A 15,265-nucleotide genomic window follows, 5' to 3' on the forward strand; every position below is an offset into this window, starting at 1 on the left:
GAGTATCGCAATAGATGATCGCAGAGCTTCCGTGGCCGCCCCGCATTCTCAGCCCCAACGGGCGCGGGCATCACATGGCCGTTCACAAGGCGAAGAAGAAGGCGAAGCGTGTTGGCGGCGAGGCAGTGATCCTTGCAGGGCGCCCGCGCTTCCCCAAGGACGCCCCGCTCGCGGTGACGCTCACCTTCCACCCGCCCATGCGCAACGCGCCCGACGAGGACAACGCGATCGCCGGCCTGAAGGCATACCTCGACGGTATCGCCGGCGCGCTTGGCGTCGACGACAAGCTGTTCCGCCTGCAGCGGCCGATCATGGCTGAGCCGGTGAAGGGCGGGCGGGTGCTCGTCTCGATCGAGATCGCCTGAAGCATGAGCGTGATCGCCACCGCCCTGAAGCATCTCATTGCAGCCGGCGTTTCCGGCGACGACCTCGTGCGTGCAGTCGCCGAGATGGAAGCTGTTGCGCTGGCCCAGATCGCTGCCGAACGCCCGGCGGAAGACACCCGCTCGGTTAACGCCCGCCGCCAGGCACGGTATCGGGAGCGGCTGGCCGAGCGTAACGCGGAGCGTAACGGAGCGTCACAAACCGTAACGCGTGACGCTCTCGTTACGCTTGACCCCTCCCCCAATAAAAGCCCCCCACACCCCCAAAAATTAACCCCCACCCCGCACACACACGAGGGGCCCGCGCCCGATGCGCCTGCGACGCCCCGAGCCTGGGCTTGCCCCGACGGCGTGGACCCCCAGCACTGGCAGGACTTTCGAGCCAACCGACGCAAGCGGCGGCTGACCGACACCGAAACCGCCTACCGCGGCCAGCTCAAGCTGCTCGCCCAGTTCGCGACGGCCGAGTGGCCACCCGGCCGGCTCGTCGAGAAGTCAGCCGAGAAGGGCTGGGGCACGATCGTCGATCCAACCGAATACGAGGACCAAAGCAATGGGCACCGACCAGCAAACCACCGCCAACACCGCGCTCGCTCCGGCAGCAACGGCCTGCTCGATGCCGTCATTGACGCCGAGCGTGCGGATCGTTTTGGCCCGCGCCACTGAGGCCGGTGCCGTGTTCAGCGCGGGCGACATTGCCCTGATCGAGCCGATCGCGAAGGCCGTGGCGCCGTGGAAGCCCGCCGAGGAGCGCACCATCCGGCAATCTATCGGTGCGCTCTCGGCTGCGATGCCGTCGCAGGCGACGAACGAGATCGCCGGTCGCCTCAAGCTGAATGCCTATGTGTCAGCGCTCGGCGGGTGCGACGAGGTGGCGCTCGCCTACGCCTGCCGCCGCTGCCTCAAAGAGCTCGACTGGTTCCCGACGGTGCACCAGATCGAGGAGCGCCTGCGGGCATATGTCAGCCCGGAGCAGCACGCGATCAACGTGGCTCGCTACATCCTGCGGAACGGCAAGCGCGAGACGGTGGAAGAGCCATGCGAGCCTGTCACCGACGAGCAGGTCCGGAAAATGAGCGCCCATCTGCGCCGGATGGGGCTGGGGCTGGGGTACATCACCCAAGAGCAGCTGGACCGCGTCATTGCGGCCGAGAGGGCGGCGCCGCCGGAGCAGCGCGCCGCGTGAGGATGAGAACAAAGCGTGATTTGTGTGCGGGTTGGGAGTATTGGGGTGGTTGAGATGAGCGGGACGATGGGCACGGCTGGCACCTGGTGCATTCTGCGGACGAGTGGCGGCCGAACGGTGCCGCTTGCGCGTTCGCTTGCCGCGGTGGGGTTCGAGGTGTGGACGCCCGTGCGTACGATCCGCCGGCCGGCGCCGGGGCAGGGGCGGTGCTTGGTGATGGGCCAGCGGCGCAAGCTGGTCGACTTTGATGTGCCCATCCTGCCCGGTTTCGTCTTCGCTCGGTCCCCGCAGATCGACGATCTCGTGCGAGCGTCCGTCGCGGAGCCAAAGCGGCATCCCAGCTTTTCCATATTCCATCGTGCGGGGCGCGTGCCCCTTGTGCGCGACGCCAGCATCGCGGGCCTCCGCACTGCGGAGGAAGGTGCCGCGGTGGAGCATGCCGAGCAGCTGGCCGCCGAGGCACACGAGGCTGAGAGGCTTGCCCGCGCCGAGCAACTGCGGACGGCAAAGGAGAAGCGTAAGGCTCTGCGCAAAGAGGTGAAGGATCTGTCAGCAGGATCGGAGGTCAACGTCACCAATATGGCCGCGTTCGAAGGGCTTATCGGCCGCATCGTGGAGGCGCGGGGCGCTTCCGCGCTTGTCGACTTCGGTGGCATGTTCCCCGTTGCGATCGAGGCCTGGCAACTGGTTCCGACATTGACACAGAACGGGAACAGCCTTCCCGGGCTCGCTGCTTGAGCAGCGCGGCCGCAAAGTCGGAGGGTGGGACATTTCTGCTGTTCCCCCGCGACTCATCAAGCGGCAGTTCCGGCCAGTAGCGGTCATTTGGCATCTGCGAGAATGCAGCCGCAAAATGATTTGCATCGACCATTTGGAGGTCAACTGATTTCGAGAAGGCGAGGAACGTATCGGAGACTGGACGAACCATGGTTTGCCGTTTCAATTGTCTGTCAAGAAGCCGCTCTACTCGGAGGCTGGCGACCGAAGATAAAGTGTCTCGGGCGCTTGAGTTCCGCAGGCGAATTAACGTTTGAAACGGCGATTGCGAGTGGGAAGCGCTCGACAGACTGATATGCTTTTGGCATGCGAGGCAAATGTCCTAAGCGGCTCGCAAACTCAGGTTCGTCCACCTTTCTGATATCCATTTCAGCAATCGCATTGCGAATATCGGTTTCGATCCGGACGAATATATTCGCAACGAGATGCGGCTGGATGTTGAAACCCAGTGTGGTCGGCTAGGTGCCGCCGACGCGGTGCTGGTCTCGGGCGACATCGCTTTCGCTGGCAAGAAGAACGAGTATGAGAGCGCCGCTTCGTGGCTCGATGCGATTTGCGATGCTGCAGGCTGCGCTCGCGAATCGGTCTATTTGTGCCCGGGCAATCACGACATCGATCAGCAGGTCATTCGCGAAAATCCCGTGATAGCCGACGCTCAAGAGGCGGTCCGGCGCGGCAAAGACCTTTATCAACGCGAAAAAACGTTGATGGACCGCCTGGTGCAACCCGTAGCGCGCGAACTCTTCTACGCGCCGCTCCAGGAATATAACGAATTCGCAGTTCGCTACGGCTGCTCCTTTTATGGTGACAAAGAGAATTTCGCGCTAGATCGCGATTTTGTTCTCAATGACGGCTCTCTGCTACGGCTCCGCGCTATGAATTCGGCGTTGCTGTCAGGTTTGCAGGACGATGAGCAGTCGCTGTTCCTCGGTCGACGGGCCTGGACCATGCCGCAGGCAACCAATGTTACTTTCATGACTATGGCTCATCATCCGCCATCCTGGCTGCTCGACAAGCGGGAAATTGAGGGCGCATTGAACGGTTGTGCCAAGATTCAGCTGTTTGGTCATGAGCATGATCAACGTGTGATGATGGGCCGCGACTGGGCGAAACTGTTCGCGGGCTCAGTCAATCCGCACCGCGCCGAACCGAACTGGCGACCGGGCTATAATATTGTCGAAATCCATATCGAGGCAGGGTCACCGCGCACGATGGTTGTCGACGTACACGCGCGCGAATGGCAAGGTGAGCCGCCGCAATTTCGAGCCTATGAGGATGTTAACAACGCGCCCGTCCATAGCAACCGGATCGCGCTACCGCCAATCAAGGCGGTGCCACGTCCAAATGGGGCGGAGCCACTGGCAGTCGTTACCATGACCAGCGGTGTGACGGCTCCGTCGAGGACCCAGGCTGCGGCACCCTTCACGATGCGGTCGATCATGAACCGTTTTTTTCGCCTCTCCTTATCTCAGAAGAATGAGATTGTTGGGCATCTCGATCTAGCGGACGAGGCTGACAAGGGGCTGCCAGATTTTCAGCGCTTCAAGTTGGCGCTTTATCGCGCCAAGGAAGCCGCGCGCCTGGGGGAGGTGGATGGAATGATCAGCCAACGGGAGGGTAAGGCTTAAGCAACTTCGAGGCTCTGGGCCCCATTTACGCGAAGATGGGGATAGCCACTGCGCCAGAGATCATCGCCGCGCGAAAGACGGCGGCAGAGGCTGGCTACAATCTGTTCAAGGCCGTCCACCTGGCAAGCGCCGTGCGCGGCGCGCTGGGGCTCGGCGTTGATGCCGGTGCGAAGCCACTGTTCGACGCCATGCACCAAGCGGATCCGACCCTCGATCTCGAGCCCTCGGACCTTGAGGCGGTCGCCCTGCTAGCGGCCGTTCTGTCGGCTGAGATGAAGGAACGAAGCCGGCTCGGCGGTCTAACCGCTTTAGCGCTTGTGACCGCGGCATTTGGCGCAGTTCGACAAAGTCCAACCCACCCGCAACTCATTCGTGAGGCGGAAGAGACGCTGGCGAACATGCAGATCTCAGTGGCTTCACGACCAACCGACTCCGCCGCGCCGGAGATGCCTTCGGACGTCACCGGATCATTGGACGAGGTGACAATTCAAAACACTCCCTATGGTCAGATAGTGGCACCTGCGCCTACTAAGGCTGCTATTCGCAAGGTCGCCGATTATGCGCTCGCGGTGCAAGCTGCAGCTATCGCCAGCGTGAACAACGCGAACGCCTATACGCGTCGGCTCGAGGAAGAGCTGCGCACGTACTGGTGGGTTGTGGGCGGGTGGAGCGATGAACTCAACAAGCCTTTTCGCTTGATGAAGCAGAGCGAAGCCGCGATCCTCGCTGGCTACGAACTTGCTGCGAAGACGACGCTGCCGCTGGGCCTTTTTGCGGCGCTCGCGCTGCTGGACCGCGTTATTCGCGAAGACCGCAAAGGTCGTCCGCAGAAGCTGGCCCTGTCTGATTCGATAGCCGAGGCGCCGGCAGTTCTTCAGACCCGCTTCCAAGCGGCAACTGCGCTCAACGGTGATCTGTTGCCGGTCAGCCTAGCGTTGCAATTATCAGGCGAAGTTGGCGAGGATGAGGATTGGCGACCCAGGTTCAAGCGTATCACCCGAATATCCGCCGACAGCAAGATGGGGCCGCACGATCTCGCTCTTCAATTATATCGCGAGGTGGTGATTGCCCGAGTGCTGCCGAGAGCTAAATGATCACGGACCTCTCGAAGGCGGTATGCCGGCAGCCGGGGTGTGGCGGCCCCATATCGGGCGTCTGCATCAACCAACTCCCGTTCGATGAATGTCCCGACGTAGTCCCGCCGGAAGATGCTGAGCCCGGCGAGCCCGCATCAGCAGAGACCGAGCCGGACACCGTCTCGACCGGAAGGATGGGAGTCCTCTCGATCCATGAGGCCGATGCATTTCTGCGCGCGTATGGCGGGCTAGTCCTCGCCGTGGTGGCGGCGCCCAATGCCGGCAAGACGACCTTCGCTTCGGCGCTCTATGATCTGTTACGGCGTGGCCTGTTGGAGGGGTTCGGGTTTGCCGGATCCGAGACTATCAAGGGCCTAGAAGAGCGGTGCTTCGATTCGCGTGTCGCGTCCGGAGAGGACAAGCCGACCACCTTGCGCACTCGGAGCGTTTCGCCCCTAATCTTCATTCATCTGCGGATCGCGGTCCCCGATGGTCGTCAACTCGACGTGTTGCTTTCCGATCGCTCGGGTGAGCACTTCGACCGGGCGCTCAACACGCCGGCTCAATTTGCCGACTTTCACGAAATTGGGCGTGCGAACGCCATCCTGCTTCTTGTCGACGGACAGAAACTCGTCACAAGCCATCAGGCCGAGATCGCCGGCGCCCGCAAACTGATTCTGGCGCTTGCTCAGTCCGGCTATCTCGCGAACAAGAACGTCCACCTGGTCGTGACTAAGACGGATCTGCTCGAAGGCGCCCTGCAACGCACACTGGTGGAGCAGCGCGTCGCTGTCCTTGCCGAGGAAGTTCAGCGACGCGGCAAAAAGACTCATGTGGAGGTTCATCTGATCGCGTGCCGCGCCCGCAAAGGACAGTCGAGTTTTGGGGAAGGGGTGCAGCGGCTGATCGAAGCGAATCTCCCGGCCGTTACCGACCAATCCTTCACTACGACCTTTTGGACACCGAACGCGGCGAGCACGTCGTCGCTCGATCGGCTCATGTTTGTAACGAGGTGGCAATGACCGTTCGGCGCATTCTCGTCGCCGGCATCCCGGCTTCAGGCAAGAGCACATATATCGCCGCGATGCGACACGTGCTGATTTCCGACGAAACAGACAGTGCTCTTATAATGGGTAAGATGGCCGCCGACGAGCGTCATTTGAACGCGCTGCAGGATCGTTGGCTCGCGCTTGAGACGTTTGTGCGAACCCGCGAGAATTCAGAGGCTTGGGCGACCGTACATGTCCGTACGCGCGCTACCGGGGACGAGGCCGAATTGATCATCCCCGATCTTCGAGGGGAGCTGTTCGAACGCCCGGCCGCCACCGGGAAGTGCCTTCGCTCGGTGGCCGATGCACTCGGCGACGCCGATGGCATCCTGCTCTTTACCAATGCCGAGAAGCCGCACGATGAGCACCTAATCTCTGATTATGGCGACGCCGATGAGGAGGCCCTGGTAGGAGACCGGAACCCGGAGCAGTCTGTAACTGGTCCGCAGAGCTATTTCGAGGCAAGTGAAGCTCCCGACGAAGCCGAACCCGAGAGGGAGGTCCGCGGCCCTGATGGTACGAAACGACGCCTCCGTTTCCGACCCGATCGGATGCCGGAGGAGGCTATGATCGTCGAGTTGCTGCAGTTCGCAAACCGGCGACCAAGGTTGCGGAGGCCGCGACGTCTTGCGGTGATCGTGTCGGCGTGGGACGCTGTGATCGAGGGGGAGGATGAGCGAACCCCTGAGCAGTGGTTCGCTCAAGAGCGGCCGATGCTGTCACAATTCCTGCGCTACAACGCTGACGCGTGGGAAATTCGCTTCTACGGTGCCAGCGCCCAGGGCGGGCGTTTGCCGCGCGATGCGCCGCGTTTGGCGGCGCTTGAGAATGCTTCCGAGCGGGTGATCATGATCGGACCCGACGTGCCTCGCCATGACCCGACATCCCCTATCGCCTGGCTGATAGATGGTGGCTGAGGCGGCCCCCCATCGCGGCCGGAGTTCGCTGCGCATTGACCAGACCGTTCATGGCTACGATCGGGGGCACAGGCTGCTTGCGGCTTCGCGTGCGCTAGACGAACCGGCAGATCAGCTGCTCGGGTCGATGAGCGACTTGCTGACGACGGGCCTGCTCGATGGTGACAGCTCCTACCTTGTCGGTTATCCGCTAAAAGCTCAGAACGCTTATGTGTTGGCGCGGACCTGGCCGGCTACTGAGATGCCGCGACCGGGCAGCGTCTGGACGCATTCCCTGATAATTGACTATCAGACGCTCGCCATGCTGGAGGATCCGAGCCGCCTCCTCGCGCTCCTTCGACGCCCCGATAAGCGCACGATCGGATCGTTCTCTGGCCCAATCACTGCTATTCCTGAAAGCTGCGCTGCGCCGCGCCAACTCACAATCGGTGCCGCGCGGGCAGCTATCGCGAGCCTCTATGCGCGCCGTCCGGCACGCCCCGCTATCTTACCAGCTACCACGCCGGCAGACGACGAACAGCTGTTGCTTGCGCTGTGGCGGCAGATGTGGCCTGCGTTGCGGCGCGATACCGCTTTCTTCAGCTTTACTGATGAGGCGCCTCCGGCCGTCGATGCGAGCTGCATCATCTTTTTTACAGGCCCACAGCACATCTTCGCCACGTCAGATGAAGTCGATGGCAAGGCGGCAGACCTGCTCCTCATGGACCTGCCGCATCCGGCGCTTACCCCAATCCGCAGCTTTCTCGCCCGGCACGCCTTTGATGCGCCTGAACCACGCGCCGCTGTCCTCCCGCTAGTCCAACTGTGGCAGGCGATGACCGGACCCGATCGCGGTTCGATTGTCTCCGCGCTTGTTAACGCACTGCCTTACGCAAATGCCACCCGGCTGGCGCAGTCGGTGCTCGGCCAGCTGTTCGAGGGCGGTTTTGATGGATCGCCCTTGTTGCAGGTTGTGGAACAATTCGGCGATCTCAAAATCACGATGCGTGCCGGTTGGCTAACGCAGCCGATCTCCTGGGAAGCGCCAGCCGATCTGGGCGTGCTGCTCGATCGCAGCTCTCCGTATGCCGAAGGAACGCTGGGGGCCGCAATATTCGAGTCTCTTGCCGAGACGACCGCGATCGAAGATCTGGCGCAGGCAAATTTTACGGAAGCTGTCGCAACGCGGTTGCTGGAAATCCGGCCCGAGCTCCTCGATCAGCACGCCTTCTGGGAAAGGCCCCGGACGTCTCCAAGCTTGCTGATCGGCAAAGCCGCGGCGTTTGGCCGACCGCTGCAGACCGTGCTCGCGCGGGTACGCGACAAGCTGGCCAACGACAGCGTGACCGCGCTGCTAGAAGGTTGGCCCGACGAAGTGGAGCTGCTCGTCGATGAACTAACCAAAGCGCCTGGCGATAGTCGCCTCGTCGGCGCTGCGCTGGGCCGCAGCGAAAGCATGTTGCAGCGGGCGTTCGAAAGTGGCGTATTGCTTCCGCCGGAGCTGTTGGAGGAAGCAGCCGCGCAGGCACTCCAACATTCTGGCTTCCTATTCCCGCCGAACGAACTTTGGCGACAACTGGCGACCAGCGCGGGGGACGGTGCCCATCCCAATCTGATGGTCCTATCCTTCATCAGCGCGATCGGCCGAGGTGTCGCAGGACGAGAGCGGATCGTGCGCCTCTTTTCGCCGCTAAAGAGTCTGACTGCGCGTAATGGCCTTCCTAACGAGGCACGGCGATATCTCGAACGAGCTTTCCAATCGCTTGGTATCTACCGCTGGTCGATGTCAGATGCGCTTTTCGAAGTGCTTATCGCTACTTTCCTCGAAGGCCGATTGGTAGCTCCCGAAATTCTCGAGGCAGTCGGGCAAGGCGAGATCGATGGTCTTGTCGAGGCGGTCTATGCCCGCCTGGGACTGCATGCCGTGTCAGACCTGAAATTGCGTGCGAAGCGCGGTGGCAACCGGTTCGAAGCTTGGAAGATCCATCATCTCGAAGACTTTGTTCGTCGCAAGGAGAAGAGATGGTTTTGGTGAGCACCGCTGACTGACAGCAAAGAGCATGTGCAGCGATGCCTCCGATCGACCTTTGTTGGGCGCAGCCGACTAGTCAGTTTACGCGATCCGAACGTCATGTTGTGAGAAGAGCTGACGCTGACATCAGTGATAATGAACGTCTCGTTTTGGTCGGCAACCGTCGTTGCCGAATTTGGCACGCTGGTGGGGCGGGGACCACCCTTAAGTACGAATGAATAAATGACCGAGGAGGCGGCTCTGCTAGTCTCAGCTAAGCAGCAACCTTGATCGAGGCGCCGACATCGATCGCGTTGCGTATCGAAGTGAAAGGCGCTTGGTCCCGTAGTTTGTCCAGTACCTGACTAGCGGCAGGACTATCGAAAAAACGGCAGAAGTCGACAGCTGAAATAGCGCGTTCGACACTTCCCTGCCGCACATATCCAAGCTTCACGCCCCGATCCATGTCGAACTCGAATTGCTCTCGCTCCCATTCTGATGAATCGAGAACAAGGTTGAGGGAGATCGAAGGCTCATCGGACGGATGTTGAACGTGAATGTCCGAAAACATCTTGAAGTATAACACCCTTCCTTCACACAGCTGTATACGCCGTCTGTTACTGATTTCTATTGCCTGCTCGTCATAGGAGGTTATCGCGTTGGGGTCTATCACGCCAACGTCTGTATAATATCCAGTCCCATGATGACCGATGGTCATAAACTCAAAGTTGTGATTGTGCGCCATTTCGTAGGCGTAGATGTTACGCTCTAGATCCTCGAATTTGCTATGCTGTAGAGGGAACCAGAAGTTACACCGCAGAGAAATTCGTCCGTAACGCGTTTGGCGACGCTCAAGGATAATGGATTGCGTCGATTGGAACGTGCTTTTAACACTCGCCCATCCACCTTGCTCGGCGAACTTGTCGTGAATGAGACTTTTATTCGCGTTCAAGCGGGCAAGCGCGTCTGCGGCTTCTGTGAGGAACTGCGGTGATTTGAAAGGGTGCTCGATCGCATCAAATTCCTCGTAAAACCCGTCAATAGACGTTTTGCCGGTCACTTGTGGATCAAACACTTTCACCATCTTCTATGCTCCGGCTTTTGTAAGTTCGCGCTGTGCAGCGCGCTGTATCAGCGGATGTGGATCGTCGACGGCGCCTCGCAGCATGTTTCGCGCGCGGTCTCCATCGATACGACCGACGGCCTGCAGAGCCGCCCAGCGGACGTAATGAACCGGATGCTCCCAAAGGGCCTCCAATTCGGGCACAGCCTCCTGCGTCTTCATCGCCCCGAACATGCGCGCCAGATTCACGAGCATCGAATTTTCCCCGCCCACCGATGCTGGATAGCTCGGGGCGAGTGTGGCGCGATCGAATAGCCAGACCTGATCCGCGAATGGCATCTTCATCAGCCGCAACTGCAGGAATGCGCCATCCGAGTGATAGTCGTATATTTGGCAGCCGCGTAGCTCTTGCACCGCTTTGCCGGTGACATTGCATCGCTCTGTGCATACGAGACGTGCATTCGGATCAAATGCATTCAGGTCGACCGGTCGATCGATGTCGTACCGGTCCATGAACACGGGCTCTCTCGAAACCGAAACCACCACGCTGTCCGTCGGGCTGGTCGTGAGAAACAGATTTGGCCGGGCCTCTTTGACCGACCAGAACTCAGGATCCCCCATTTTGCGCACTAAGAGCTGGTAGCGTTCGTTTCGGAGCAGCAATAAGACGTCCGCACCGAAAGAGATTACAGACAGCTGCTTCTCGAAAATGCTTGAGGCGCGATCCAGAATTGCTTCTTCAAGGGCGCCACCCTGCGCGAATTCCTCAAGTAGACCGCCCAGATAGTCTGGGCGGTCCAAGTTGGAATGCAGCAGCGATTCAAAATCCTGCAGCATAGGTTATTACCAGAGTTCGTAGATGGTCAGCCAGAACAGATCGATGACGCTGCCTTCGAAGGCACAGGGCGCTACCTCGATATCGAGGTTGCCGATTTCAAGCTCTTTCATGTGCTCGTCCTCTATCTGTATCTAGGAGAAGCCAGGTAAATCTGAGCGATTCGACCCGGCAAGTGGATGGTCTGTTGAAATACCCAACTGGTCAATCAAAATCGTTACCATAGAACGATTTAGTGCTCCATTTGGCGTGATGTTTCCAAGTTATTGCTGATGTTGGTCAGCGAAAAGGGGGGGGGCGATGTCGGGCGCGGCCGGAGGATGACGTTCGGCGCAGTCGTGTTTGGCTTGCGAAACCAAGATGATGCATAGTCGGTCAAACGCACGCCGATTAATTCGTCGGCGGACATAAATCGGATTGGGTAAGGGTGAACTTCGGGCGAGAGCCGCCGGAGCCGAGATCGATGCCAGCGCGGGACCGCAGATTAAGCGATTTGACCGCGATCGACCTCGTTCGGCCCGGACGATCGTACCCCATTCGCCAATAGGCCTCTAACCTGGTCGAAAGCTGCCGCCGCGATTTCGGCCCTGTTCGGCAGATCGGAACGCATGACGCCAGTCCGCCCGTTAGGTGCTGCCATGCATGATCTGTCGAGGGCAACCAATCCTCTGGCCTTGAGCGGTTCGACTGGCAGCCCGGCCAGCTCTCAAAAGAAACATAAGCAGCAAGGGCTGGGCTGCCCTATCGTCTGACTTTCAGGCCCTGCGTCCAACCATGCTGTCTTCTTGCGCAGCCTAGAACGTCAACGCCCGAGCGCGGCCGGATCACCCGGCTGGTAGCGGCGTGCTCCGCAGCAGTCTCACGGTGCGCCTGGAAGGCACTTCGAACGCAGTGCTCAATGTGGCGTATAGCGCCATTGCAGCTGCTAGATATGCTCCCCGTTCGCTGCGTTTGGTAGACTAACCCCGACGTTCTAGAGAACTTTGACGATCGAGATCGGGCTTGGCAAATCGTCCCGCTGGTGATACAGAACGAGAACAGCCCTTCGGGGCATCGCTGCTCAAGCAGCCTCGGCGACAGACGATCTTGGTCCCCATACCACTGCGCATCGCCAGCAATCTACAGAATGTCGATGGACGTTCTTGTGGAAGTCCGAAGGCTACCTACTGATCATTTTTCAAGTTGTTTATGCAGTCCTCCCGAGGCACTCCCAGCGCTGATTGTAGAAGCGCATGCGTTGGCGAATTCGAGAGAGAATAAAAGCGCAGCTGGCCTTCTTGCCGGTAAACCACCAGCTTGGCGCCTCGTAGTACGGAGAGTTGCTGCGATACCGCTGTGACGGGCATGTTGATTGCAGCGGCAATATGTCGGACGCACGATTCGCCATGGAGAAGCTGCGTCAATATGAGGATGCGGTGGCTCCCGGACAGCACCTTCATGAGGTCGGATGCTAGATCGATTTCAGCGTATAAGTGCTGCAACTTCATAATGTTGTCGCTTAACGTCGCGGTGGTGTCGCATTGGCATGCAGTGCCCTTACATGGCGACCCTTTCACGCTGCTCGTATCCGCTGGCGGCGTTTTCAATTTGGCCTCGATCAAATCGGCAAGGGCTTGGTTCCTCAGTCTCACCCGTAAGCGGTAACAGAATGGCGGGGTGGGCGTGATGGTAGCAAGGCGTCGAGGCAGACATGGGCAGCGCGATCGAGCGCGACGCTTAGCGGCAGAGCCGCTCTGTCGGCACTGCAAGGCCAAAGGCATCATCACCGCAGCTGTCACCCCCGACCACATCATCCCGCTCTTCAAAGGCGGGCTGGACGAAGACAGCAACATTCAGTGCCTTTGTAAGTCCTGCCACGACATCAAGACAGCCGAGGATCGGGGCACGCGTCTGCATCGCCAGCAGGCGGAAATAGGAGCCGACGGCTGGCGGATCGGATGAGGGTGGGGGGGGTCCAAACCCGAAAGCGCTCGCTGGCGTACACCGCTCCGTCCCCATTTTTTCGCATTTGCAGATTGATCGTTCGGAATGGTCAATGTGCAACGTTTTACTTGCGATGAATACTTGCGTTACTTCCGGCGCTACAAAGTCATTGCGAAGTAACGGAGAAGACTATGGCGACGCGAGGAGCGAAGCCGAAACCGGCAACACTTCGGCTTGTCGACGGCACGCACAATGCGACGCGGCACGGAAATCGCGCAAAGGCGCGCGAGAAAATCGACGAGGCTCAGACGAGCTTCGGGAAGCTTGTGCAGCCGGCCGGGCTCAAGGGTGAGGCGCTTAAGGCATGGAAACGCTACATCGCGCCGGCCGGCTGGCTGGACGGATCGCGCGAGCCTGCCGCGATCGCGTTCTGCGAGCTCTGGGCAGAGTTCAAGCGTGGCCCGTCGCGGTTCCCCGCGTCAATGCACGGGCAGATGCGCGCCTACATGAGCGAGCTTGGCCTTACCGATGAGCGCAACCGCGCCGGTGGCGAAGAAGAGGAAGAGGACGAATTCTTCGGGTGATGACCCGCGGCACGATCGCGTCTGGCAATATGCGACGCGCGTGATGTCGGGGGAGGTTGTCGCCGGTCCGCACGTGCGCAACGCGTGCCGTCGCCACCTGGACGATTTGGAGCAGGCGCAGGATCGCGGGCTGCACTACGATCCCGAGGCCGCGGCGCGCGCGATGCGGTTCTTCGAAACCCGGTTGAAGCTCAGCGAAGGGCAGTTCGAGGGCAAGCCGCTCCTCCTGCACGAGAGCCAGGCGTTCAAGGTCGGCTCTTTGTTCGGCTGGAAACGAGCCGACGGGACGCGCCGCTTTCGGCGCGCCTATATCGAAGAGGGTAAGGGCAACGGGAAGAGCCCGATCGCGGGCGGCATCGGCCTTTACGGCATGATGGCCGACAACGAGGCTGGTGCTGAGATCTACGCGGCAGGCGCGACTAAGCAGCAGGCTGGCATTCTCTTTAACGACGCCGTGAAGATGGTCGACAAGTCGCCCGAGCTGGCCAAGCGGGTGAAGCAGAGCGGCGGGCCGGGCAACGTCTTCAACATGGCCTTTCTGGCCACCAATTCATTCTTCCGCCCGATCAGCCGAGAGGCGAAGAAGACCGGTTCTGGCCCGCGGCCACACTTCGCGCTGTGCGATGAGGTGCACGAGCATCCCGATCGCGGCGTGATGGAGATGCTGGAGCGCGGCTTCAAGTTCCGCCGCCAGCCGCTCCTCTTCATGATCACGAACAGTGGTTCGGACCGCAACTCCATTTGCTGGGAGGAGCACGAGCACGCCATCCGCTGTGCGGCCGGTAACCCCGACGCCAAAGATGACGATCCGGCCTATCTCGGCGAGGTCATCGACGACACGACCTTCGCCTATGTCTGCGCCCTCGATAAGGGCGATGACCCGCTGAACGATCCGAGCTGTTGGCCGAAGGCGAACCCGCTGCTCGGTGTGACGATCACGGAGGAGTATCTCGCTGGCGTCGTCGCCCAGGCAAAGATGATGCCGGGCAAGCTCAACGGCATCTTGCGTCTGCACTTTTGCGTCTGGACCGATGCCGAGGCGGCATGGATGACCCGGGCCGCGCTGGAGCCGTGCCTCGCGACGTTTTCGCCTTCGATCCACTATGGCAAGCGTGCTGCGTTCGGGCTCGATCTATCGCAAACGCGAGATCTCACCGCGAAAGCCGGCATCGTCGAGACGGGCACCAAGGCCGTCGAGATCGAGCAGGAGGACGGCCAGATCCGGATCGTCCAGAAGCCGACCTACGACGCTTGGATTGAAGCATGGACGCCGGGCGACACGCTGGCGATGCGCGCGCTCGCCGACAAGGCTCCCTACGAGGTCTGGGTCGCCGACGGGCATCTGAAGGCGCCCAAGGGCAAAGTGATCGCCTACGAGCATGTTGCCCAGGCGGTGGCCGAGGACGTGCACAACTTCGAAGTAATCGGGCTCGGCTATGACCGATATGCCTACCGCGCCTCCTTCGACCCCGAGCTCAAAAAACTGGGCATCAACGTCGAGCAGGTAGAGCACCCTCAAGGCGGTACGAAGAAGGGCAAGCCGACCGAGGCGATGATCGCGGCGGCCAAGCGCCAGAAGAAAGAACCCGAAGGCCTGTGGATGCCCGCGTCCGTCAAGGCGCTGGAATCGATGATCCTGGAAGAGCGGATACGGCTTCTGAAGAGCCCGGTCCTGATCTCGGCGATCATGTCGGCGGTCACTGACGAGGATCGTTGGGGCAATTATTGGCTCGCGAAGGAGCGAGCCGTGAACAAGATCGACGCGGCCATCGCGCTTTGCATGGCTGTCGGCGTGATCACCGCCATGCCGGCTACCCGCGGTCCGGCCTTCCAAATGATCATCATCTAGGAGGT

At 60.4% G+C, this 15,265-nt stretch carries 15 protein-coding genes and 1 pseudogene; 13 read left to right on the forward strand and 3 right to left on the reverse strand.

The window, feature by feature from the left end; translation table 11 throughout:
• Positions 1-14: 14 nt before the first annotated feature.
• The 10 genes and pseudogenes from RT655_RS00490 to RT655_RS00535 all read left to right on the forward strand — a co-directional run bounded on the left by RT655_RS00490 (position 15) and on the right by RT655_RS00535 (position 9,030).
• Complete coding sequence (locus RT655_RS00490) at positions 15-365, forward strand: hypothetical protein (protein ID WP_313534366.1); 351 nt, start codon at positions 15-17, stop codon at positions 363-365.
• 3 nt (positions 366-368) lie between these two features.
• Positions 369-1,049, forward strand: coding sequence for a hypothetical protein (locus RT655_RS00495; protein WP_313534367.1), 681 nt, complete (start codon positions 369-371; stop codon positions 1,047-1,049).
• Positions 1,021-1,569, forward strand: coding sequence for a hypothetical protein (locus RT655_RS00500; protein WP_313534368.1), 549 nt, complete (start codon positions 1,021-1,023; stop codon positions 1,567-1,569). Before RT655_RS00495 ends, RT655_RS00500 begins: the two co-directional genes overlap by 29 nt.
• Before the next feature lie 210 nt (positions 1,570-1,779).
• Positions 1,780-2,307, forward strand: coding sequence for a hypothetical protein (locus tag RT655_RS00505; protein WP_313534369.1), 528 nt, complete (start codon positions 1,780-1,782; stop codon positions 2,305-2,307).
• A gap of 389 nt (positions 2,308-2,696) precedes the next feature.
• Positions 2,697-3,413: pseudogene (locus RT655_RS00510) on the forward strand (metallophosphoesterase); the annotation flags it as partial.
• 372 nt (positions 3,414-3,785) lie between these two features.
• Positions 3,786-3,974 (forward strand): hypothetical protein, encoded by a 189-nt coding sequence (locus RT655_RS00515; RefSeq protein WP_313536864.1) that lies wholly within the window; start codon positions 3,786-3,788, stop codon positions 3,972-3,974.
• 35 nt (positions 3,975-4,009) lie between these two features.
• On the forward strand, positions 4,010-5,068 hold the full coding sequence (locus RT655_RS00520) for a GTPase-associated system all-helical protein GASH (protein WP_313534370.1): 1,059 nt from the start codon (positions 4,010-4,012) through the stop codon (positions 5,066-5,068).
• Positions 5,065-6,072, forward strand: coding sequence for a TRAFAC clade GTPase domain-containing protein (locus RT655_RS00525; protein WP_313534371.1), 1,008 nt, complete (start codon positions 5,065-5,067; stop codon positions 6,070-6,072). The genes RT655_RS00520 and RT655_RS00525 overlap by 4 nt, the downstream gene beginning before the upstream one ends.
• A complete protein-coding gene (locus RT655_RS00530) occupies positions 6,069-7,016 on the forward strand; it encodes a hypothetical protein (protein WP_313534372.1) in 948 nt (315 codons plus the stop codon). Before RT655_RS00525 ends, RT655_RS00530 begins: the two co-directional genes overlap by 4 nt.
• A complete protein-coding gene (locus RT655_RS00535) occupies positions 7,006-9,030 on the forward strand; it encodes a hypothetical protein (RefSeq protein WP_313534373.1) in 2,025 nt (674 codons plus the stop codon). Before RT655_RS00530 ends, RT655_RS00535 begins: the two co-directional genes overlap by 11 nt.
• Positions 9,031-9,280: 250 nt before the next feature.
• Here the strand turns inward: RT655_RS00535 and RT655_RS00540 are convergent, their stop codons facing one another.
• From RT655_RS00540 to RT655_RS19965, 3 genes are all read right to left on the reverse strand, one after another.
• A complete protein-coding gene (locus RT655_RS00540; protein WP_313534374.1) occupies positions 9,281-10,090 on the reverse strand; it encodes a hypothetical protein in 810 nt (269 codons plus the stop codon).
• A gap of 3 nt (positions 10,091-10,093) precedes the next feature.
• Entirely contained in the window at positions 10,094-10,906 is an 813-nt protein-coding gene (locus tag RT655_RS00545) for a HEAT repeat domain-containing protein (protein ID WP_313534375.1), read from the reverse strand.
• A 1,161-nt stretch (positions 10,907-12,067) separates the two neighbouring features.
• Positions 12,068-12,667, reverse strand: coding sequence for an ArsR/SmtB family transcription factor (locus tag RT655_RS19965; protein ID WP_409530221.1), 600 nt, complete (start codon positions 12,665-12,667; stop codon positions 12,068-12,070).
• Between RT655_RS19965 and RT655_RS19970 the strand changes: the two genes are divergently transcribed.
• From RT655_RS19970 to RT655_RS00555, 3 genes are all read left to right on the forward strand, one after another.
• Positions 12,570-12,845 carry an HNH endonuclease gene (locus RT655_RS19970; RefSeq protein WP_409530222.1) on the forward strand — a complete coding sequence of 92 codons (276 nt, stop codon included), beginning with the start codon at positions 12,570-12,572 and terminating at the stop codon, positions 12,843-12,845. The two genes, RT655_RS19965 and RT655_RS19970, sit on opposite strands and share 98 nt — an antisense overlap.
• A 173-nt stretch (positions 12,846-13,018) precedes the next feature.
• The gene (locus RT655_RS00550; RefSeq protein ID WP_313534376.1) at positions 13,019-13,411 is read left to right on the forward strand and encodes a hypothetical protein; all 393 of its coding nucleotides are present in this window, start codon (positions 13,019-13,021) and stop codon (positions 13,409-13,411) included.
• Positions 13,356-15,260, forward strand: coding sequence for a terminase TerL endonuclease subunit (locus RT655_RS00555; protein WP_313534377.1), 1,905 nt, complete (start codon positions 13,356-13,358; stop codon positions 15,258-15,260). The genes RT655_RS00550 and RT655_RS00555 overlap by 56 nt, the downstream gene beginning before the upstream one ends.
• The last annotated feature ends 5 nt before the right edge of the window (positions 15,261-15,265 follow it).

This window comes from Sphingomonas sp. (assembly GCF_032114135.1).
In the GTDB taxonomy this organism is placed as follows: Bacteria; Pseudomonadota; Alphaproteobacteria; order Sphingomonadales; family Sphingomonadaceae; genus Sphingomonas.